Annotated in this window: 21 protein-coding genes; 13 read left to right on the top strand and 8 right to left on the bottom strand. The window is 52.5% G+C overall.

The features are described 5' to 3' along the window. Positions 1-183: 183 nt before the first annotated feature. Genes dctP through UNDYM_RS01875 form a run of 11 tightly spaced genes read left to right on the top strand, consistent with a single transcriptional unit; the run spans position 184 to position 9,931 of the window. Positions 184-1,212 (top strand): TRAP transporter substrate-binding protein DctP, encoded by a 1,029-nt coding sequence (dctP, locus tag UNDYM_RS01825; protein ID WP_162039505.1) that lies wholly within the window; start codon positions 184-186, stop codon positions 1,210-1,212. Next, positions 1,209-1,772 (top strand): TRAP transporter small permease, encoded by a 564-nt coding sequence (locus tag UNDYM_RS01830; RefSeq protein WP_162039506.1) that lies wholly within the window; start codon positions 1,209-1,211, stop codon positions 1,770-1,772. The genes dctP and UNDYM_RS01830 overlap by 4 nt, the downstream gene beginning before the upstream one ends. After that, a complete protein-coding gene (locus tag UNDYM_RS01835) occupies positions 1,769-3,118 on the top strand; it encodes a TRAP transporter large permease (protein ID WP_162039507.1) in 1,350 nt (449 codons plus the stop codon). Before UNDYM_RS01830 ends, UNDYM_RS01835 begins: the two co-directional genes overlap by 4 nt. Continuing rightward, on the top strand, positions 3,118-4,782 hold the full coding sequence (gene mdcA / locus UNDYM_RS01840; RefSeq protein WP_162039508.1) for a malonate decarboxylase subunit alpha: 1,665 nt from the start codon (positions 3,118-3,120) through the stop codon (positions 4,780-4,782). The genes UNDYM_RS01835 and mdcA overlap by 1 nt, the downstream gene beginning before the upstream one ends. A gap of 11 nt (positions 4,783-4,793) precedes the next feature. Then, positions 4,794-5,108, top strand: a complete 315-nt coding sequence (gene mdcC / locus UNDYM_RS01845) for a malonate decarboxylase acyl carrier protein (RefSeq protein WP_162039509.1) — start codon at positions 4,794-4,796, stop codon at positions 5,106-5,108. After that, positions 5,105-6,004, top strand: coding sequence for a biotin-independent malonate decarboxylase subunit beta (locus UNDYM_RS01850; RefSeq protein ID WP_162039510.1), 900 nt, complete (start codon positions 5,105-5,107; stop codon positions 6,002-6,004). The genes mdcC and UNDYM_RS01850 overlap by 4 nt, the downstream gene beginning before the upstream one ends. Further along, complete coding sequence (gene mdcE / locus UNDYM_RS01855; RefSeq protein ID WP_162039511.1) at positions 5,997-6,710, top strand: biotin-independent malonate decarboxylase subunit gamma; 714 nt, start codon at positions 5,997-5,999, stop codon at positions 6,708-6,710. Before UNDYM_RS01850 ends, mdcE begins: the two co-directional genes overlap by 8 nt. Before the next feature lie 3 nt (positions 6,711-6,713). Beyond that, entirely contained in the window at positions 6,714-7,406 is a 693-nt protein-coding gene (gene mdcG / locus UNDYM_RS01860) for a malonate decarboxylase holo-[acyl-carrier-protein] synthase (RefSeq protein WP_162039512.1), read from the top strand. Then, positions 7,400-8,323, top strand: a complete 924-nt coding sequence (gene mdcB, locus UNDYM_RS01865; protein WP_162039513.1) for a triphosphoribosyl-dephospho-CoA synthase MdcB — start codon at positions 7,400-7,402, stop codon at positions 8,321-8,323. Before mdcG ends, mdcB begins: the two co-directional genes overlap by 7 nt. Continuing rightward, positions 8,316-9,251, top strand: coding sequence for an ACP S-malonyltransferase (locus tag UNDYM_RS01870; RefSeq protein WP_162039514.1), 936 nt, complete (start codon positions 8,316-8,318; stop codon positions 9,249-9,251). Before mdcB ends, UNDYM_RS01870 begins: the two co-directional genes overlap by 8 nt. A gap of 47 nt (positions 9,252-9,298) precedes the next feature. Beyond that, positions 9,299-9,931: a carboxymuconolactone decarboxylase family protein gene (locus UNDYM_RS01875; RefSeq protein ID WP_232063670.1), complete on the top strand. Its 633-nt coding sequence runs from the start codon at positions 9,299-9,301 to the stop codon at positions 9,929-9,931. A 92-nt stretch (positions 9,932-10,023) separates the two neighbouring features. On the opposite strand, the gene infA is transcribed toward UNDYM_RS01875, so the two are convergent. Next, on the bottom strand, positions 10,024-10,287 hold the full coding sequence (gene infA, locus UNDYM_RS01880) for a translation initiation factor IF-1 (protein WP_162039515.1): 264 nt from the start codon (positions 10,285-10,287) through the stop codon (positions 10,024-10,026). Positions 10,288-10,858: 571 nt separating this feature from the next. Between infA and UNDYM_RS01885 the strand changes: the two genes are divergently transcribed. Continuing rightward, a complete protein-coding gene (locus UNDYM_RS01885) occupies positions 10,859-11,497 on the top strand; it encodes a c-type cytochrome (protein ID WP_162039516.1) in 639 nt (212 codons plus the stop codon). A 10-nt stretch (positions 11,498-11,507) separates the two neighbouring features. Here the strand turns inward: UNDYM_RS01885 and UNDYM_RS01890 are convergent, their stop codons facing one another. Then, positions 11,508-12,380 carry an alpha/beta hydrolase gene (locus tag UNDYM_RS01890; protein WP_162039517.1) on the bottom strand — a complete coding sequence of 291 codons (873 nt, stop codon included), beginning with the start codon at positions 12,378-12,380 and terminating at the stop codon, positions 11,508-11,510. Positions 12,381-12,639: 259 nt separating this feature from the next. Here UNDYM_RS01890 and UNDYM_RS01895 point away from each other — a divergent pair, with 259 nt between their 5' ends. Next, the gene (locus tag UNDYM_RS01895) at positions 12,640-13,614 is read left to right on the top strand and encodes an MBL fold metallo-hydrolase (protein ID WP_162039518.1); all 975 of its coding nucleotides are present in this window, start codon (positions 12,640-12,642) and stop codon (positions 13,612-13,614) included. Between the two features lie 69 nt (positions 13,615-13,683). Here the strand turns inward: UNDYM_RS01895 and UNDYM_RS01900 are convergent, their stop codons facing one another. From UNDYM_RS01900 to UNDYM_RS01925, 6 genes are all read right to left on the bottom strand, one after another. Then, positions 13,684-14,556, bottom strand: coding sequence for an alpha/beta hydrolase (locus UNDYM_RS01900; protein WP_162039519.1), 873 nt, complete (start codon positions 14,554-14,556; stop codon positions 13,684-13,686). A gap of 143 nt (positions 14,557-14,699) precedes the next feature. Then, complete coding sequence (locus tag UNDYM_RS01905; RefSeq protein ID WP_162039520.1) at positions 14,700-16,190, bottom strand: NAD(P)/FAD-dependent oxidoreductase; 1,491 nt, start codon at positions 16,188-16,190, stop codon at positions 14,700-14,702. Positions 16,191-16,200: 10 nt separating this feature from the next. Further along, on the bottom strand, positions 16,201-17,646 hold the full coding sequence (locus tag UNDYM_RS01910; protein ID WP_162039521.1) for a radical SAM/SPASM domain-containing protein: 1,446 nt from the start codon (positions 17,644-17,646) through the stop codon (positions 16,201-16,203). After that, on the bottom strand, positions 17,636-18,457 hold the full coding sequence (locus UNDYM_RS01915; protein WP_162039522.1) for a hypothetical protein: 822 nt from the start codon (positions 18,455-18,457) through the stop codon (positions 17,636-17,638). The genes UNDYM_RS01910 and UNDYM_RS01915 overlap by 11 nt, the downstream gene beginning before the upstream one ends. Further along, positions 18,450-19,862, bottom strand: a complete 1,413-nt coding sequence (locus UNDYM_RS01920; RefSeq protein ID WP_162039523.1) for a hypothetical protein — start codon at positions 19,860-19,862, stop codon at positions 18,450-18,452. The genes UNDYM_RS01915 and UNDYM_RS01920 overlap by 8 nt, the downstream gene beginning before the upstream one ends. Positions 19,863-19,871: 9 nt before the next feature. Continuing rightward, positions 19,872-21,461: a ferritin-like protein gene (locus tag UNDYM_RS01925; RefSeq protein WP_232063671.1), complete on the bottom strand. Its 1,590-nt coding sequence runs from the start codon at positions 21,459-21,461 to the stop codon at positions 19,872-19,874. Positions 21,462-21,848: the final 387 nt, after the last annotated feature.

Raw genomic sequence — 21,848 nt, forward strand, 5'->3', positions numbered from 1 at the left:
CTGAATAATTTGTAAGCCTAGTATATATTCAAGTTGACTTTGAATGCAAAATAGTCGATCTTGTATACAAGAATTTTAATAAAGCATACAAGGCACTGTTTTTCGCGGGATATGCAAAGACCAAAGACGAGGCAAAACCTTGTCAAAAAGAGATGTCTCATCTATAAAACCTTAGGAGCAATCATGTCGCAATTGAAGAGAAGAGCAGTCTTGCAAGCTTTAAGTCTGGCACCGTTGGCGGCGGCATGGTCGCCATTGACTGCATGGGCGCAAAATACAACGCTGAAAATTTCGCATCAATTTCCTGGCGGCACGCTGGAAGAAGGCGACTTTCGTGACCGCCTCTGTCGCATGTTTGCCGCAGAAGTACAAAAGCGCAGCAATGGCAGCCTGAAGTTCGAAATCTACCCCGGTTCTTCGCTGATGAAGACCAATGCGCAATTCTCATCCATGCGCAAGGGCGCACTCGATTTGTCACTGGTACCTTTGTCGTATGCAGGTGGTGAAGTGCCAGAAGTAAATATAGGCCTCATGCCCGGCCTGGTGCCGTCGTATGAGGTTGGTGCCGCATGGAAGAATGCCGAAGTCGGCAAGGAACTCAATAAGCTCTTGCTGGACAAAGGCATCGTTGTTGTCAGTTGGATCTGGCAGGCTGGTGGCGTGGCATCGCGCACCAAGGCAGTGGTCGATCCGGATGATGTCAAGGGCATGAAGATACGCGGCGGTTCACGTGAAGTCGATCTGGTATTGAAAGCAGCAGGTGCTGCCGTGGTATCGCTGCCGTCGAATGAAATTTATGCGGCAATGCAGACGGGGGCGATGGAAGCCGCCATGACTTCATCGACTTCGCTGATCTCTTTCCGCCTCGAAGAAGTGTCCAAATTCCTGACCAGTGGCCGTGGTCAAAGTTACTGGTATATGTTTGAACCCTTGATGATGTCAAAAGCGATTTTTGACAAGCTGACCAAAGACCAGCAAAACACCATCATGACCGTGGGTGCTGAGCTCGAAGCCTTTGCCATCAAGGCCGCGAAACAGGATGATATTGCCGTTGCCACTGTCTATGAAAAGAAAGGTGCCAAGGTCGTCGATCTGAACGCTGCCACCGTCAAGAAATGGCAGGCAATAGCCCGCACCACAGCCTGGAAAGATTATGCCGACAAAAATGAAAACTGCGCCAAACTGCTGAAACTGGCGGAGAAATTATTATGAGCCATGGCTTTGAAATAGCAGCTCCTAAAGGACCGCCTGTTCCAGACCATCCCTTCGTTGCGCGGCTGGCAAAAGTACTGGAATGGGTGAACAAAGTTATCGTGCGTATCTCCATGTTTGCCATGTTGCTGACGGCCTTCATCCTCACTTATTCTGTCGTCACACGGTATCTGTTCAAGATACCGACAGACTGGCAGGATGAGGCTTCAGTCTTCATGCTGATAGGCGTGACCTTTTTTTCCGCAGCTTACGTGCAGTCTTATCGTGGTCACATAGGCATAGAGGTCTTGTCATCCATCTTGCCGCCAGCAGTCAACCGCTTCCGTCTGTTGCTGGTGGATATCATCAGTGCGACGTTTTGCCTGTTTTTTTCCTGGAAATCGTGGACGCTGTTCCATGAAGCCTGGGTCGATGGACAAACGACTTCTTCGACATTCGCACCGCCCTTGTGGATACCCTATGCCATGATGGCGGCTGGTATGACACTGTTGTCACTGCAAATCCTGGTACAGATACTGGCTGCCGCCACCAATACAAGCAGCAAAGGGAGGACAGTATGAGTCCACTTACCCTCGGCGTCTTATATGGCATTGTCACCCTGGTCGTGATGTTTTCCGGCATGCCCATCGCCTTTGCTTTGGGCGTAGTGGCCACCGGCTTCATGTACTTTTTCATGCCCGCCGCTTCACTCGATACCATTACCCAGAACGTCTATGAAGAAATGGCATCGATCACCTTGTTGTCGATACCGCTGTTCATTTTAAAAGGCGCAGCGATAGGCAAATCACCTGCCGGGCGTGACCTGTATTCTGCCATCCATGCATGGTTGCACAAGGTGCCGGGTGGCCTCGGTATCGCCAATGTTTTTGCCTGCGCCATGTTTGCGGCCATGGCGGGTTCTTCACCTGCAACTTGCTCGGCCATCGGTTCTGCTGGCATACCTGAAATGCGCAGGCGTGGTTATTCGCCCGGCTTTGCCGCAGGCATCATTGCTGCCGGCGGCACGCTTGGAATCTTGCTGCCACCATCGATTACCATGATCCTGTATGCAGTGGCCGCCGAACAGTCTTTGGGGCGTTTGTTTTTGGCTGGTATAGGACCTGGCATCTTGCTGGTGATTTTATTCTCTGGCTATGCTGTCTACAGGGCTCGTCGTGAGTATGCGATTGCTTATAAGGCTTATGAACAGGGCGGTGTCAAGTCAGCGTATCTGGAAGAAGAGCATTTCAGCCTCGCACAAAAAGTCGAGATGCTGCCGCGTGTGCTGCCCTTCGTTATCCTGCTCATCGGTGTCATGGTGGCTTTGTATGGCGGTTATGCTACGCCTTCAGAAACAGCAGGCCTGGGTGCCCTGCTGGCGATGGTATTGATTGCGATTGTGTATGGCGTTTGGCGACCAAAAGATATTTCACCCTTTATCACCTCGACGATCAAAGAATCAACGATGCTGCTGTTCATCATCGGCATGTCGCTGCTGTATTCTTACGTTATGAGTTATCTGCATATCAGCCAGTCGGCGGCACAATGGGTAGTCGATCTGCACCTCAGCAAATGGATGTTGCTGACAGTGATCTTGCTGATGGTGGTGGTATTTGGTTTCTTCCTGCCACCGGTATCGATTATCCTGATGATGTGCCCCATCATCCTGCCGCCCTTGAAGGTAGCTGGTTTTGATCTGATCTGGTTTGGCGTGGTCATGACCATTGTCATGGAGATGGGCCTGATACATCCACCCGTGGGTTTGAATATTTTTGTCATCAAGAATATCGCGCCTGACATACCGTTGAAGGATATTGTCTGGGGCGTCATGCCTTTTCTGTTATTGATGCTGGTGGCGGTGATTTTGTTGTGCGTATTCCCGCATATCGCCACCGCATTTCCTGATGCCTTGATGGGAGCAAAATAATGACCGCAGCCGGTCGCTGGAACACCCTGCAAATCAACCGCCAGCAGCGCCTGCAAAGAGCTGCCGACGTATTGGGTAATGATTTGCAGGGCAAACTATTTCCGCAGCAGCGCATAGGCGACTGCCTGCATGCGGTACTGGAAACAGGCGACCGGGTTTGCCTGGAAGGGAATAACCAGAAGCAGGCAGATTTTCTGGCAAAAGCACTGACCAGACTCGATGCTGCGCGCGTGCATGATTTGCACATGCTGCTGTCTGTGCTGGCCTTGCCTGAACATCTGGATGTATTTGACAAGGGCATCGCCAGCAAGCTGGATTTTTCTTTTTCGGGCCCGCAGGCAGCACGCCTGGCCAAACTTGCCTCGGCAGGCAAATTGAATATCGGTGCCATCCATACTTATCTGGAATTGTATGCGCGCTATTTCGTCGATCTGACACCGCGCGTGGCCCTGGTAGCTGCGCAGTCGGCAGACCGCGCAGGTAATTTATATACCGGCCCCAATACTGAAGACACACCGACGATAGTTGAAGCTACGGCATTCAAGTCCGGCATCGTGATTGCACAGGTCAATGAAATTGTCGATGTCTTGCCGCGTGTCGATATCCCCGCAGGCTGGGTAGATTTTGTGGTGCAGGCACCGACGCCGCATTACATAGAACCGCTGTTCACCCGCGATCCGGCCTTGATTTCCGAAATACAGGTCTTGATGGCGATGATGGCCATCAAGGGCATCTATGCCGAATATGAAGTCAAGCGACTCAACCACGGCATAGGCTTTGATACTGCTGCCATAGAATTGCTCTTGCCCACCTATGCAGCATCGCTGGGCCTGAAAGGCAAGATCGCCAGCCACTGGGCGCTGAACCCGCATCCGGCCCTGATCCCCGCGATAGAAGCGGGTTTTGTAGAATCCGTACATTCCTTTGGTTCTGAACTGGGTATGGAAGACTATATCCGTGCCCGGCCTGACGTTTTCTTTGTCGGTGCTGACGGTTCCATGCGTAGCAACCGCGCACTCTCGCAAGCTGCAGGGCATTATGCATGCGACATGTTCATAGGCTCCACCCTGCAAATCGATTTGCAGGGTAATTCATCGACTGCCACCCTGGGTCGCATAGCTGGGTTTGGTGGCGCACCGAATATGGGTGCTGATGCACGTGGCCGTCGTCATGCCAGCCCGGCTTGGCTAAAAGCAGGGCGCGAAGCACGTGCAGGCAGCAACCAGATACCGCGCGGGCAAAAACTGGTGGTGCAGATGGTTGAGACTTTTCGCGAGCACATGCAACCTGCCTTTGTAGAAAAACTCGATGCCTGGCAATTGGCAGAACAAGCGAAGATGGCGATACCGCCAGTCATGATTTATGGTGATGACGTCACCCATATCCTGACTGAAGAAGGTATCGCCAATCTTCTTTTATGTCGCAGTGAAGAAGAGCGCGAACAGGCCATACGCGGTGTCGCAGGTTACACACCAGTCGGCCTGGCACGCGACAAACGCGTGGTAGAAAACCTGCGTGACCGCGGCATCATCAAACGCGCAGAAGACCTGGGTATAGACAAGCGCATGGCCACTCGTGATCTGCTGGCCGCAAAGAATATGAAAGACCTGGTACGCGCATCGGGTGGTTTATATCAACCACCCAAGCGTTTCAGGAACTGGTAAGGATCGTCATCATGGAAACTTTGGTATACCGCTTTGAACAAGGGAAACGCAAGCTGGAATCTGCGGCGCAACTGGTAGGTGTAGTCAGCTCGGGTAATCTGGAAGTATTGGTGCAGACTGTCGATTTGCAGTCAGCCTGCGAGATAGAAATCAGCACGGCTGCCACTGGCTTTGGTGCGATCTGGCAAGCTGTCATGCATGACTTTAACCAGCGCTGGCAACTGGCCGATTGCCGCATTGCCATCAACGACATGGGCGCTACTCCCGCCGTTGTCAGCCTGCGCATGGATCAGGCCATAGAAGCCTGTCTGGAGCAAGCCAAATGAGCAGCTATCTGGAAGCAACGGCCAGGCAAAGAGTGGCCGCACTGATCAGCGATTTCACAGAATTTCTGCCACCTGCAAAAGAGTGGACCAGCCCACACCTGCCGCAACTGAATGCACCTGTGTCATTTGATGATGGCGTCGTCGTCGGTCGCGGCACTATCGATGGCAGGCAAGTCTATGTCGCCGCGCAGGAAGGCGGCTTCATGGGGGGCGCAGTGGGCGAAGTGCATGGAGCCAAGCTGGTGGGCCTCATGCGCGCTGCTGTCATCCACAAACCACAGGCACTGATCCTACTGGCAGAGTCCGGCGGTGTGCGCCTGCACGAAGCCAATGCAGGCTTGATAGCCGTGTCAGAAGTCATGCGTGCCTTGCTGGCTGTGCGTGCGGCTGGCATACCCGTCATCGTCGTCATCGGCGGCAGCAATGGCTGCTTTGGTGGCATGGGCATCGTTTCACGCTGCGCGAATGTCATCATCATGTCAGAAGAAGCGCGTCTCGCCATGTCCGGCCCTGAAGTCATAGAAACCGCCAACGGCGTAGAAGAGTTTGATTCACGTGACCGTGCGCTGGTGTGGCGCACCACCGGCGGCAAGCACCGTTACCTGCTCGGTGATTGCCAGATGTTGGTGGCCGATGATGATGCCGCCTTCAAGGCAGCGATAGTGCAAGCCATGCAGGATAGCGCACAAAATGAAGTAGCTCTGAGTCTGGCTGCACTGGAAGAAGAGCAAAAAATGCTGACAGCACGCCTGCAAGATTTTGGTGGCATGACTGAACCCATGGACATCTGGGCTGCCATGGGTGTGGAACATCCTGAGGATATTGCCATGCTCGATACCCAGGCATTCTTGCAACTGAGCGCCAGCATCAGGCAGACGGAGCGCCAACATGGATAGCATGCAATTGCTTGCGCAATTATTCCCGCAAGGTCACGAGGTCACCATCGTTGATGAGTTCATTTCTGGCACGGCGGCAATTGATGGACAGCACATCAGCGTCATCGGCACCAGCGGCCACACACCCATAGGCGTGGAGATTGCGCTGGCACAGGCCAGGGCAGTGCTGGCGACAGTGCGTGATCATCCGCAAAGGCCGATACTCTTGCTGGTAGATACCCAGGGTCAGCGCCTGCGCCACAGAGATGAAATGCTGGGCATCAACAGCTATATGGCGCATCTGGGTAAATGCCTGGAGCTGGCCAGACAATCTGGTCACAAGATCATTGCTCTGGTCTATGACCAGGCCTTGTCAGGCGGCTTCATCACCAGTGGCATGATGGCTGATGCCTGTTATGCCTTGCCAGAAGCGACCATACGCGTCATGGGCTTGCCAGCGATGGCACGCATTACCAAAGTACCTGAAGAAAAGCTGACAGCGCTGGCATTGCATAATCCTGTATTCGCCCCCGGCCCTAAAAACTATGAACGCATGGGGGGCGTGCAGTCTATATGGGAAGGCGATCTGGCACAGTGCTTGCGCGATGCACTGTTACATGCAGATGGCAGTGACAGGCGCAGTCAACTCGGTCAGCAACGTGGTGGCCGCCGCAAGTCGCAGCAGGTGATAGAAGCTGTTCTATCTCAGGCGGCACAAGTACAATAAGGTATGGATAGTATCGCGCATTATCAAAGACATGATCTGGTCTGGCTTGCTGACGAAGCATGGCTGGCTGTCTTGCAGTCTTTTGGTGCGCCGGATCTGCTCAGACAGTGGCAGCAAGAGGAATGGCCAGCGGTAGTCACACGCCGCCATCCCGATGCTGCAAACGATGAAGTCTGCATAGGTTTCCCGCTACCACCCGTGTATGGCAACAAGCCGCGCTTTGCCGCCAAAGTAAAGGCTGAGCATATCGCCATTCATCAGTCTGCCTTGTCCCTGCATACTGTCGTCGCGGTAGTTCCACCTGCCTGGCAGGCCGGTTTGCAAAGCATGCATCAGCAAGCCCTGATGGCGGGTATCAAGCTACGTGTGTATGGCTCGGTCGCCATGCAGTTTTTGACAGGGCAAGATTACCTGAGTACGACTTCAGATATCGATATCCTGTTCCGGCCTTATCACCAGGCACAATTGCGCGCTGGCCTGGCTTTGCTGCAAGAGCAGCCGCAAACTCTGCCGATTGATGGGGAGATTGCATTTCCCGGCGAGGCAGCGGTAGCATGGAAAGAATGGATACAGCCCGCCCATCCCGGGCAGGACTTTAATCAGCAGCGCGTGATGGTCAAAGACATGCATGGCGTCAGCCTGCGCACGCGGCAAAGCCTGCTTGAGTTGTTGGCTGAGGGTGAATTGCCATGCTAGAAAATGCTCAGTTTTATCGCTACCTGCCAACTGCGTCTATAGCAAACTGTCAGAGCAAGAAAAAATGTGTGGCGCAGCAGATTGCCAGAATCGCAGTGCGCAGCCTGTATGCCGAGCTGGTCTTGTATCCCAAACCCGGCCTGGTATCCCTGCGTGATAATGGCAGCCACACAGACATGGATGCCGCCTGCTTCATGCGCAGCCTGTTCTCGCTGCGCCATTATTTCAGGGAGATTGCGCACGCGGGGGCCGTTGGCGCTGAGTTCAAAGTGTTAAAGAAATTGGGTGTCGCAGCAGAACAGCGCATGTTGAAAACGACGAAAGGTATCAATACGCATCGTGGTGCTATTTTTGCGCTGGGCATGCTCAGCGCAGCAGTTGGGTATTGTTTGTTGCACGGTGATGTATTGACGGCGACAACTTTACGACAAACCCTTATCTCGCAATGGGGGCAGGCTTTGGCTGAGCACAGCATTCCAGATGAAAGACAAGATTTGAGTCACGGCTTACAGGCAGCCAAACAATATGCCGCCAGCGGTGCCAGGGAAGAGGCTGCCCTGGGCTTTCCTTCCATCTTTGAACTTGCATTGCCACGTCTGCAGCAAAGCCTGCGAGAAGGCCGCATGCTGCATCTGGCTCAACTGGATTGTTTCTTCACGCTGATGGCACATATCAGCGACACCAATCTCTATCATCGCGGTGGCGCGACGGGCATAGCCTATGCCAGGGACGCCGCACAAAAATTTCTGAAGCAGGGCGGCACAGCTAATCCTCAATGGCTGCGCATGGCAGAAAACTATCATCAGGAATTTATCGCACGCAGGCTGTCACCGGGCGGTGCTGCAGACATGCTGGCTGCTAGCTGCTTTGTGCGGCAATGTCTGGAAGAATTTTCTGCGGTGAGCATGCATGAATAAGCTGGCCCTGCTTTGTCCGGGACAAGGGGCGCAATCTGCGCAGATGTTTGCACTGGCAATGCAACAAAAACAGGCAGCCAGTTTTGTACAGAATTTCCTGAGCCTGACTATAGAGAATAACAAGCTGGCAGAGGTATTGTCGTCACCTGAACTGCTATTTGAAAACCGTTATGCCCAGCCCCTGATCGCCGCCGCCACGCTGGCCAACTGGGTGGCATTGCGCAATCATGTGCCCGCGCCAGATTTGATCGCCGGATACAGCGTAGGTGAAATTTCTGCCCATGCAGTCAGTGGCAGCATGGATATGTCGGCGGCAGTGCAACTCGCCATTACCCGCGCCTCTTTGATGCAGGCATGCGTGACTGCACCGCAAGGCATGCTGGCGGTATCTGGCATCGCGATCTCCGATATACAGCAATTCGCAGCCAGTCATGATCTGTACGTTGCCATCATCACGGCTGACAACAAGGCCATCATCGCTGGTCTGGCAGACAAGATCAGAGCAGCAATGCCAGAAATAGCCAGTCTGCCAGGACACGATATTACGTGCACAGAAATTGCCGTGCACATCGCTTCACACACACCGCTGATGCAGGCTGCCGTACCAGGCTTTGCCCAGGCATTGAATGACGTTGCTGTGCATGTAACCGAGATACCGGTACTGGCAGGCATCAATGCAGAAAAAGTCACAGAGCCAGCGACCATACGTAGCAGCTTGCTGGCTCAACTGACGCAGACCATACAATGGCATGCCTGTATGGATTCCATGGCTGAAAACGGCATCAGCTATGCGCTGGAACTGGGCCCAGGATCGGCGCTATCCAAAATGTTGCAGACCCGCCATCCGCATATCGCCTGTCGCTCTATTGCAGATTTTCGCAGCCTTGAAGGTGTTATCCACTGGGTGCAACGCCAGAACAAGAGTTGATTTTCACGAGCCCAAACCAGAGCAACGCAGCACATACAGGAGACAGCATGAAACGTATTACACTGAGCAATATTCTCATTCCTATCATACTCACGATGACCATCAACACCCTGGCCCAGGCTGCCGAACGCCTTCCTACCATACCTCCATCGCAATACACAGAAGAACAAAAGAAAGCGGCTGAAGAATTCCTGGCAACGCGCAAGGTGCCTGTTTTTGGCCCCTTCGAACCTTTGATGCACAGTCCGCAAGTCATGAGCCAGGCACGTGCCATGGGTGATTATCTGCGTTATCAATCTGCACTAGGCACTACCCTCAGTGAACTGGTGATACTGATCACTGCCCGTGAGTGGTCGCAAGATTATGAATGGTATGTGCATCACCCTATTGCTCTCAAGGCTGGCATCAAAGCAGAAGTGACCGCCGCAATTGCTGATGGCAGACGCCCGACAGGCATGACAGACGATGAAGAAATCGTCTATGACTTTTCGATGGAATTACACAAGAACAAGCGCGTGTCCGACCGTAGCTATGAGCGTGCAGAGAAGCGTTTTGGTAAAAAGGGAATCGTGGACCTGACAGGCATCAATGCCTATTACACCCTGCTGGCCATGCAGATGAATGTGGCGCAATACCAGATACCCAAGGATGGCAAGAAGCTGGTGCGATTTCCTGAATAAATCAAGGGAACTTGAATTCAATATAAAAGGATAAAAAAATGGGGCCAATGCCCCATTTTTTATAACTACGATACTTGCTACATCAACGGTAATCAATAACGACGACGCTGCTGACCACCACCTGATGGACCGCGTGTTTCAATATGGCGGAATGTGATTCTGCCCTTGCTCAAATCATAGGGTGACAATTCCAGCGTCACCTTGTCACCGGCCAGTATGCGTATGTGATGCTGACGCATTTTGCCGGACGTGTAAGCGATCAGTTTGTGGCCGTTTTCCAGGTTCACACGGAAACGTGAATCGGGCAGCACTTCTTCAACTTGACCATTCATTTCCAACAGTTCTTCTTTTGCCATGGTTTTATCATCTTTATAGTAGGTCGTGACGCCTGTACACAGACTGCGTCACTGATGGCAGACGATCACATAATCATCTGCAAGGGATTACGGTGAACTCACTGTTGATCGTCTGGCGCCGTGAGACGAAAAGAGTGTGAGTGTTGAAAGAGGCTGTGCACAGATGGCTTTGCCATCACAGCTACACAGTACTTGGATAACAGCCAGAAGTATGCACTCAAGGCCAGTGAGGTAAAACTACAGCAGGTCTGTCGCAGACTGCATCAAACGCCAGCTTCAGCGCTCTTGTCAGAAAAACTTCGATTTATCGGGAGTAAGAATTCTCTTGCAATAGGATTATACCCTGAATGACCTGTTTCCCTCGCGATTTGTCGATAAATTACCAGAAAGATTCAATAATTACCGCCATTTTAATGACAAATTGTCCTCTAATCCCGATTTGCTCTGCCATTGATGCAAATCAATTTCACATGTGTTTGTCATTTTCAACACAAACAGGCTTATAGAATATTTATATGGTGCTTGCCAGACCTGGCAAAGCCGCTCCCACTTCATGTCTCCGGAGGCAATGATGGCCTTTAGCATACGCTCAGTCTGCCGCTTGTTTTTTGCATTATTCACCTTGTCGGTGATGATACCGGCCTGGGCCCAGGTATCGCCGCTGGACGCACGCATGAAGAAAGTGCTGGCAGATAATGCAGCGACCAGCGCCTCGATCAACGCCGCAAAGAAAGTCACTTTCTTTTGCGAAGTCTGTCATGGTGTCAATGGCAGCAGCGTCAAGGGTGACGTACCTAACCTGGCAGGACAAAACTCCAGCTATCTTTTAACACAGATAGATAAATTTTCACGCGGCCAGCGCCAGGAAAAATTCATGGAAGGCCTGATGAAGCTGTTGACCGAAGAAGAGCGCATCAATGTCGCCCTGTTCTATTCGAGCAAGGCAGTCGAGCCTGCAGGCAAAGAAACTTCATTGACCGGACAGGCGATTTATACTGCACGCTGCAGCATGTGTCATGCCGAACATGCGCATGGCAATGAAACCACGCCAAGACTGGCAGGCCAGCAAATTGACTACCTCAAAAAATCCATCAAGCGCTATAGAGACAGAACAGGTGAACGTATCTATGAACCCATGAGCGCCAGCACCGCAGGCCTGAAAGAGGTTGAGATACAGGCACTGGCCGCTTATTTATCGAGTTTGAAATAAATATCCGGTTTTACAAACTCACTTGCTGCATGTATTCGCAATAGGCTTTTTGGACTTCGCTACGCCGCAACAACCCGGTGTGCCCTGCATCCTTGATGTACAACTGGCGCTTGGCTTTGGACGGAATTGCCTCATACACCTTTTGCCCAAGTTCTGCCGGGGTCTGCTTGTCTTTTTCTGCCGTCAATACCAGCGTTGGCCCCTGGTAGCGTGACATTGCCCTGATGTTATCTACCTGCTGCAAACTGTCCTGGATATTCACGCTGACAAATGGCTTGGCGTACCACGGCGTCGATAGCGACACCATATCCCTGACATTGCTGGCCGTGGTTTCCAGGACGATGCCATCAGGCTGGCGCTGCTCCGCAATAAAGCCAGTCGCAAAGCTGCCCATTGAATGCCCATGTACCACCAGCTTGCCTGTGGTGCTGGCACGCACGGTATCGTAAATTTTCAAGGCATCTTCCTGCAGGTTCTGTATGTCGGGCACGCCTGCTGTACGGCCATACCCGCGATAATCAAAGCTCACCAGGTTGACATTGCAGGCACCTATATTTTTCAACATGTAAGGCAAGGAGTCTTCAACATGCGAGAGGTTGCCACCAAAATACAGCACCGTGACTTTACTGCCTTCTTGCCGGAACGCGGCACCTTCCAGCCTGGTCTGGTCAGTGGCGATCACAGTTTCATCCCTGAGCTGTGCCGCCGGATTGATTTTCTGTATATCGTCCTGCGTCAATTTTTGTTTGAGCTTATAACCCGTTGAACTATCCGGGCGTATGTATTGCTTGTCGGTGATATCGACATGCATGCATCCCGTCATCAGCGTACCTATACCAGCTACAAGCAGCGCAGAAAAAATATGCCGTTTGATGAGATGCATGTTCACTCCGTTAAATAATTGACTTGAATATTATCACGCTCAGACCTGCTCATTCCAGCTATGAAAATGGCTTTTTCAGCATTGTTCTTTTACCGCCTTGGCTACCAGCTTATGCACTTTCTCACTATTAAGTAAGTTTGCGTAAATGGCAAAGATGATTTGCAATATGTATTATTGTTCCGATTTTTGCAAGGAAATAGAATCTCTTCCACCAACAAGGTATGAATAACAATGGGCGAATAGCCTGGAGGAAGAGAACATGATCAAGAACACTTTACACACACTGGCCCGCGCAGCTTTATATCTGTCTATCGCTGGTGCTTTTGGCATGAGCAGTAGCGCTGCTTATTCTGCTGCACCGATGGTCAAAACATCTGCACCGGCGTATTACCGCAGCATGCTGGGCGCATTTGAAGTGACAGCACTCAGCGACGGCACCGTCAAACTGCCGGTAGAAAAAATATTGATGGAGCCTGAGCAAAAAACCAAAGATGCGCTGGCAAAATCATTTTTGCAGGCACCGCTGGAAACTTCAGTGAATGCCTACCTCGTCAATACCGGTAGCAGGCTCATATTGATCGATGCCGGTACCAGCAATCTGTTTGGCCCCAGCCTTGGCAAGCTGATTGCCAACCTCAAGGCATCAGGTTATGAGCCATCACAGATAGATGACATCTACCTCACCCATTTGCACCCCGATCATGTCGGTGGTTTGATGGTTAATGGTGCCATGGCTTTTGGCAACGCGATTATCCACGTACATCAGGCTGAGGCAGATTACTGGTTGAACCAGAAAAACATGGAGCAGGCACCGGCAGATGCGAAGTCTTTTTTTGAAGGAGCGATGGCTTCGCTCAATCCCTATAAAGCAGCCAACAAGCTGCAAACATTTAGTGCTGACGGTGAATTATTGCCCGGCCTTACTGCGAACTCCACACAAGGGCACACCGCCGGTCACACCTCTTATCTGCTGGAAAGCAATGGTGAAAAAATGCTGGTAGTGGGTGATTTGATCCACGTCGCCTCCGTGCAACTCGACAAGCCTGAGGTGACCGTGACTTTTGACAGCCACGCCAAAGCAGCCTCAACCACGCGTCAGAAAGTATTTACTCAGGCAGCAAAAGACGGTGTCATCGTTGCCGCTTCACACATGCAGTTCCCTGGCATGGGACGATTGAAAAAAGCTGGCAATGGCTATCAATGGGTGCCAGTCAATTTCACCTTGATGCCTTGAATTGCCGCAAGTGAGTAAAGCCTGTTGCGACAGTTGATGTAGCTGCAATCAACTGCCGCACCAGCATGATCAACTTACTTGTTGTACATAGTCGCAATACGCTTTTTGTACGTCATCCCGTTTGAGCATGCCTGTGTGTCCCTGATCCTTAAGGTACACCAGGCGTTTGCTTACGGAGGGGATGGCTTCATACACTTTTTGTCCAAGTTCAGCTGGCGTCTGCGCATCCTTCTCGCCAGTGAACACCAGACTTGGCCCCTGGTAGGTGGACATTGCCTTTACATTATCTATGCCTTGCAAGCTATCCTGGACATTGAGATTGATAAAGGGCCTGAAATACCAGGGAGCAGCCATAGTCGCCATATCCTTGATGTTATTGCCAGTGGCTTCCAGAATGATACCGTCTGGCTTGCGCTGACTGGCGATGTAGCCTGCCGAGAAACTGCCCATGGAGTGCCCATGTACGATCAACTTGCCCTGCGTTTTAGCACGTACTGCATCATAAATAGTGAGTGCATCTTGCTGCAGGGTCTTGCTGTCTGGTGCACCTGCGGTGCGACCATAGCCACGGTAGTCAAAACTCACAAGATTGATCTTGCAGGCTTCCAGGTTTTTGAAAACATACGGGATAGTGTCGTCTACATGGGAGAGGTTGCCACCAAAATACAAGACGGTAACTTTGTTACCTTCCTGCTGGAGTGAAATGCCTTCGAGTTTGCCTTGATCTGCCGCGACGACAGTTTCATTCTTGATGACGGCAGCCGCGCTTATTTTTTGTATGTCTTCCTGCGCTACTCTCTTCGTCGACTTGTAACCTGTTGCACTATCAGGACGTATCATTTCCTTGTCGGTGATATTAATATGCATGCAAGCCGTTAATTGTGTTGCGGCTACAAATAGTAGTGGCGCTCCCAAAAAATTCCTGGTTCTGATAGTAAGCATTTCTTCTCCGATAAAAAAATGGAAGAAAATTCTATCATGTGATTTTCATGAAATAAAAGCCCAATTTCATCGCAAATTCAGCCATTATTTCCTGAACCTGATTCATATTGTGATCAAGCCATAGGGAGAAAGTCGCATCGCCATCAGACCACATGTTCAAGCAGGCCACATTGCCATAGCCATGCAGTAATCTTGTGAGCGTTTTGCGTGCTCATGACCGTACCCAGTGTTTTCAACACACTGACCAGTGGTTGTGGCTGCCAGAGGAAATCGAGATGCGGCAGCAGTGCCTGGTTTTCCAGGAAAGAAACAGGGCGCTCCAGATTGGGATGAGACAGTGCCAGTTGTTTTTCCACCTTGTCATCGACCACGCAATAGCTGGTCACCCTGCTGGTGGCTGGATGCATGCGCAAGGGCTGGTGAGGATTGAAGCTGACCAATGGCCTTAATTCTGCTGGCTGGTAATCACGTAATTGCCTGCCTTGTTCGCGCAATGACTGTAGCAGTGAATGTGCAGATGCCGCTTCGGTAGCAAACGCATTGTTTTTGCCAGAACGCTCTTGCCAGAATGCGCTGTCCTTACACCATGCCTGGGCATAATAAGCCTCGGTCCAATAGCTGTGCCGGGCGCAGGTTTCTGTTAATCTTTGTTCAAAGAAATTGCGTGCCAGGTCGTGACGCTGTTCATTTGTCTGGTTATTTGCAGTGCTCAATATCGTATGTATTGCAACCACAGCCTGCAAAGAAAAGCGCATGGCTTTTTCTACACCTGAAGATGAGATGGGGTCGAGTGCAAATGCGGCGTCACCAAGCTTGAGCCTGCCATCTTGCCAGCTATCCAGTGACAAATAAGGTAGAGCAGAGCAGGCTTGCAGGCGACTGGCATAAGGTGTTTGAGCCACGGCGGAAAATAACTGGCTGGAGGCGCAGTGCGAACGCAGCCATTGCTCAGCCTGCCCTGGCATTTGCTGGTGTGCTGTATGTGGGTCGCTGAGCAGCATGATGCGGTAGCGCTGGTCGGGTAGGCGGGTACCCCATAACCAGCCATGTTCCAGTGCTTCTACCTGGGTGTAATTGAACACCTCAGCCGGGACATGCTGCGACGACAGTTCTGCCCAGACCGCAGACAAGCGCGGTGCACAGGCATGCTGTTGCGGGCTATTGCTACGCCCGCTGGCATCAAGAATAAAACGCGCCTGTGTTTGCTGTACGCCATCAGCAGCCTTGATACTGATTTGCCAGTCATGAGAGCTGCCCTTGATCTCTTGTACTTGCGCTGGCATGGCGAGATTGATTCCGCGTTGCAGCGCCAGTTGCAGCAATGCCGTATCAAAGGCGGCACGGTTGACGACGGCGGCGTCGCCATGGCGAATTATCTCTGGCTGTTGGCTGCGCCAGCACAGTCGTGTCGCCAGACCAGCCAGATGGGGCACGGCCTGCATGGCCTCGTTCGCATCGAGCATGTCGATGATATTCTTGACGCCCGGTGTCAGTGCCTCGCCTATCTGCGGACGTGGCCAGTTCGCACTACGTTCAACGATCAGCACGCTGTAGCCCAGTTGCTGCAAGCGCAGGGCCGCAGTCAGCCCGGCTGGCCCGGCACCAATGATGAGCACATCGACTGCGCTATCCATGCTCGCCATCTCAGGCCTGCGGGCTGTCCGGCGTGCCCTTGAACCACTCCGGTGCCAGATGGCTCAAACGCTGATGCGCGCCTATGGTGTAATGCAGCCAACCGCGTATGTAATCGCAGGCATGGCGTCCGCGTGCCAGTACTTCATGGTGGCAGCCACCGCCACACAAATAACGCGCCCAGCAGTTATTGCAAGGCTGTTGCTGATGTACATGGCGCTGACTGAGCCAGATGGCTTGCCTGCTGCGATCCACACCTTCATCCAGGCTGCCCATCTTGCCCTGTTCATCACCAACAAAGCGGTGGCAGGCTGACAGGTCACCATCGGCAGACACACCAAAATAACCTGCACCTGCCCCGCAGGGATAAGGCCGGTGCGTACCGCGCTGCAATTCGCGCAAGGCATTTTGCATATTCATGAAAGGGTAGCGCTGGCCCTGCATGACATGCTGTTCAAATGCCAGGCCGCAGGCAATCATGCCTTGCAGCATTTCTGCCATGTCTTCCGGCCCCATTTCTGCCTGCCCGTTTGATGCACGCAATAGCGGCGAAAACCCTACACTGTGAAAACCCATGTTGATGAAGGTATCCAGGGTGTGCGGCAGGTTCAGGTTGAAAGGGGTTACCGTCACGCGGGCGGATACCTGCATCTGGCGCTGGCGTTCCAATAGCGGGGCGATGCGTTCTACTATCTGATCAAAAGAACCCTTGCCACCCTTGAAGGCGCGCAGGCGGTTGTGCTGTTCTGCCGGACCATCCAGACTGACTGTGACGGCAAAGCCATGCTGTTCGAAAAAATCAGCATCATCCGGCGTCACCAGCGTGCCATTGGTGGTGATGGAGAAATGACAGCGCACGTCGCGTTGCGCCGCTTGTTCGACCGCATACTCAGTCACACTGCGCAAGACAGCGCGGTTAGACAAGGGTTCGCCACCCATGAATGCCAGGTTGACCTTGGCACCCGGTGCCGCCTGCCCCAGCAGCAAATCCACAGCTTGCATGGCTTTGTGCAATTCCATGCTCTTGGCCTTGCCACCAAACTCACCCTGTTGCGCATAACAATAAGTGCAACCCAGATTACACTTTTGCGCAATCGCCAGCGACAGCGCATGTACCGGTGGTGAAGACAGCGGCTCGTCATCGATATAGGGCTGGGCCTGCAAGCCATAACTGTCAATCAAAGTAGCCAGCAATTGCAGGTCTTCACCGTCAATCGCAGTGCGAAATTCTGGTACCAGGTCGGTCGGCAAGTGAAACAGCCTGCTGCCATTGACCAGCAAGAGTTGTGCACCCTGCGCATCTTCTACCAGATGCGCATCACGATGTGAAGGGCGCGATGCTGCGACAGTGCGCAAGGCCAGGGCAGGTGCAAGCCTGGCATCTGCCTTTGGCCTTGCTGCTGGCTGAGAGACATCAAGAGCATCTGCAACAGCATCACCAAGCAGTTCAGGACTCATCAGCGTCTTTGCCACGTATGATGAATTGCAAATCTTCTTGCCAGGATTTGAATAAATCATCGTAAGAATACAAACGGCTATCGGTGCGGTTATCGGGGATGTAGGTGCCAGTGCGTTTCTTCGCAAACCACATGTCGCCGCGCGACAAGCCATCAACACCTGGTTCTACATTCACATAATCCGGGCGCGATGCAGCCCAGTAATAACAGGCGCATTCGCGGTAATCATTTTGCCAGGGGGCGCACAGGCCTTGCGTCAGTTCACCCGGTTGCAGCAGGGCAGGGTTGAAGGACGCAGTATCTGCCTCAAAGAAATGGCGCAAGCGCAAATGCACTTTGACGGTAGGTGTGTCTTTTGTGTATAGCACTTCAGTGTCGGCATCAGTGTCGCCAGTGAATTCACACTCCACCATTTGCCCCTGCAAATGTACGATGCGGGCTATCGAGTTTGACCATTCCATGAAAGACACGGCATTTGGATTCGCCACAGAGGCCAGCGTGCCCGAACTGCCGTCCGGGAAAACCGGCCCGGTAGTCACCACCATGGTGCCTGCATCCAGACCGGCAAAGCGCAACAGGCGGCGGGTTTTGAGGTTTTCATGTGGTGGCTCAGCATCGACCACGTAGTTATTGTTTTCTACCAGCGTGATGCCTTCAAAGGCGCGTCGCCATAAATTCCTGAAATCAAATTCCAGGCCAGGGAAGCAATTTGAAATCGCGCTGCGTGGCGACACCGACGCCGGGTTGCCCGTACCACGATAATGGATTTGCGCCATCAGGTTGCTGGCGCTGATGGTTTTTTTGTCAGACATGGCTAGCTCCTGATGAGGGTTCTGCAAACATCGCATTCCTGGCCGCCTTGATGACCATATCAATATGGCGACGTGTCAGTGTCAGGCTGCGGCCATCGGCACCACGCATCAGCGCAGGCATTTTGCGCAAAGTAGCGGCAGACAGATCACCTATCTCTTCTGGCTGGCGCAAAGCCTGGGCAAACCAGGGCGCACCACCGGCAGACAGGGCGCTGAACACGCGTTCATGCAAAGCCCGCAAGGCCAGATTATCGACCAGGGAGCTGGCCGCAATCGGCTCGTAATAACGCTCGAAATCATTGGTGTTTTGCCGCACCATGGTGCTGGCCACATTCATGCGGCCATTGACCGGGTTGCCATTCATGACAGCGGTATTCATGAGACGCACGGTTTCCAGCGCACGCAGCACCAGCTCTGTGGCTTCATCGAGCGAGACTTCTTCTTCCTTGACTTCAGGGCCGTACAGCAATTGCTCCATCTCATCGGTGATCACGCGTATCGGCAGGGTATCTGGTGCAAACGCCGGTGGCCCGGCACCGATATAACTTTGCGCATGTAGTACCTTGCCATCTTGCAGCTTCAAAAAGACTTTGACGTGACCATCGCACTCATCATCGAGATAACCCCAACTGACCTGGTTGCCATCGGTATTGGCATAACCTGCATAGATACCGGCGGGGTTGGTCAGCGCTGGCCCCACGCTCTCGGTGTAATTGAGCCAGTCCTTGTTTTCGTTATACAAGATCAGGTCATCGCTATCGATGATGGGGTCGGGCTGCAACACTGGCACATTATTCTGGTCAGGCACCAGCCGCTGCCTGCGTGAACCATAGACGATGCCCGCTGCCGGGGTATAGCGGAAGCGGATTTCAGGGAAATCTTTATTCGGCTTGATGAATTGCACATGGCCCAGCGGCAGGTTCTTGCCATGTACAAAATTCTTGCAATGCCCCAGCATGGGGTGGCGCGCATGATCCCTGATACCCAGGTGCTGCGCATGTATCTGGTCATCCACATCACCCGTACGGCGGAACAATTTGATATTGCCCAATACCACATCCCAGTGCAGGCTGGCCATGCTCAGACCTTCCTTATGCAGCAAGTCTGGCGTCAACGGCTGTAATTCTTCTGGCTGTTCACTGGTGCGCACATACACTTCCAGAAAAGGCGCAACCGGCCTGATCTTTTTGTTCTCATCCTTGAAGCGGATTTGTTCAGGTACATAGGCACGCAAAATCTCGCCCGTGGTCTTGCATACTTCCAGACTGGGTTGCGGTACGATGCGGCGATAATCGAGAGGATTATCCGGGTCGGTTTCGAGCTCAAACGCTTCCAGCGGTTCGGCGGCAGCACCCAGACGCGCAATCGCCAGCGGCGGCAAAATTCTGATTTCCAAGATAGACATTCTGGGCTCCTAGAGTAAGGCAGTATCAATGCTGCCAGACAAAATGCGCAGCGCCAGTTCACGCATATTTTTGTCGGCTTCGCACATCGATGCCAGATAAGTGTGGCGTGATGGCGGCGCGATCAGTAACAGCGCCTCTACAAGATTCTGTGCTGCCGTCAACAAGTCCAGATGACCACGCCAGCGATTGGCTTCACCAAAGGGGCTGTTCAGGGTATACGGCATCTGGAAAGGCGGCCCGGCAAAACCCGCAGCCGGATTAGTGGCCGACACCGGTGACTGCATCAAAATCTCAGATATCGCCCGCAGGTTATACATCTCACCAAAAGTACCATTCACAATCGCACCACGCGGCGTAATCGCCCCCGCCGCATTCAAACCACCAAACAGCGTGAAGCTGTGTATCAGATAAGTCAGCAGCATGCGGTAACGCACATTGTGCAATTGCGCCCACAACACAGATTCAGGATGGGTAATGCGTGTGGTGGTGCCGCCATCTTGCTCAGGCTCCAGTTCGGTATTCAGCGACACATAAGGGTTGACTGCCACCTTGCGTGAAGGCGACCAGGGCGCGAAGGCAGCGCCACCCAGGACGGATTTGCTGGCAGGTTGCAATTGTTGCCAGCCATCTGCCGTATATTCTGCGGGGCGGGCAGCGCTCCATTCATTGGCGCTCAGGATCTCCTGTTCCAGTGCCTCGCGCATTTCTATGTAGATAGTCAAAAAGCGTACGAAATGTGATTTGCTTGACCCGGTAGTCGCCTCACCCTGGAAGGCAATTGCCTGCAGGGCAGACACCATGTCATCACGGCAGGTTTGCGGCACCACCAGCACATCCGGCGTCTGCCTGGGCTGGCCAGTGCTATTGCCCCGGTTGCCACCCTGGTAGCCACGCCCCCACTCAGCCCAGTTGGCCTGTGAGGGATAAGTGTTGGCCTGGAACACATAGTCAGGCAAATAATCCGGGTCTTGCACCAGCGGTATCAAGGTATTGAACAAGACCGCTACCTGATGCGGATCATCGACGTGCGCATGCACACGCGCACGTATCTCATCACCCAGCGCACCACCTTCCCAATCCACCGGGGATTCTGCAAAAACATATTTGGCCAGCGAATCCAGGGTCAAGGGCTCAAGCGCAAACGGGAAAGGATAAAACGGCCCGTCCCAGGGATAATCCTCACGCTCCATATGCAGCGGCGCACCTATCAGTCGCAAAGAATTCTGCACGGAGATCAGATGCCCCATCTCTTCCTTGGCAATACCCAGTATCACCTCCTGCCAGTTACGCACCGCATCCCTATACGCCTCAGGCACCTGTGGCCCGCCCAGCGAGTAAGCCGCATACAGATATTGCACCATAAGACAATGCTCAATCTCGGCATCGATGGACAAGAGATAAGTCACATAATCACGCGGAGAAAATTCCAGGTTCAGCGGCGGCTTCTCGCTCTGTGATTGAGGGCCAGGCTGAGGGCTGATAGATTCAGCCGACAACAAATTCACCCCACCCAGCAAACCCTTCTGAGTCCCCGTCACTGGTAAAGCCTTAGGCTGATTCATCGCACCAAGATGACGCCTGATTTGTGCAGCACGCATTTCCTTGTCCTTTTAAGGGTTGGGTATGCAAAGGCAAGCATCCTCAGAACGGCTGTGGATGGTTTGCTAGAGGATTGTTGATTGAAAATATGACAATTAAATTAATCTTAAGGCAATACTTAAATAGCATCAAGCGGCAGAGAGATTTTTTTAATGAAATGTGACATTGGCAGAAATAATGCGTTGTTATTCCAACACGTTAGTTTCAGAGTAAATGGCTTTACCCGTCGTTATTGCTTAAGCATTCATGCTTGATTTTGAAGATAAGAAATTATTGTATGCATTGATGCCTGTCGCTTTTTGTTTTCGCTCTGGAGGGAAAGAATAATGGCTAGAGTCATATACTTTGCACTTGAAGTTTGAGAGAATCTGCGCGACTTTTTAATA

This window comes from Undibacterium sp. YM2, from assembly GCF_009937975.1.
Lineage (GTDB): Bacteria > Pseudomonadota > Gammaproteobacteria > Burkholderiales > Burkholderiaceae_D > Undibacterium.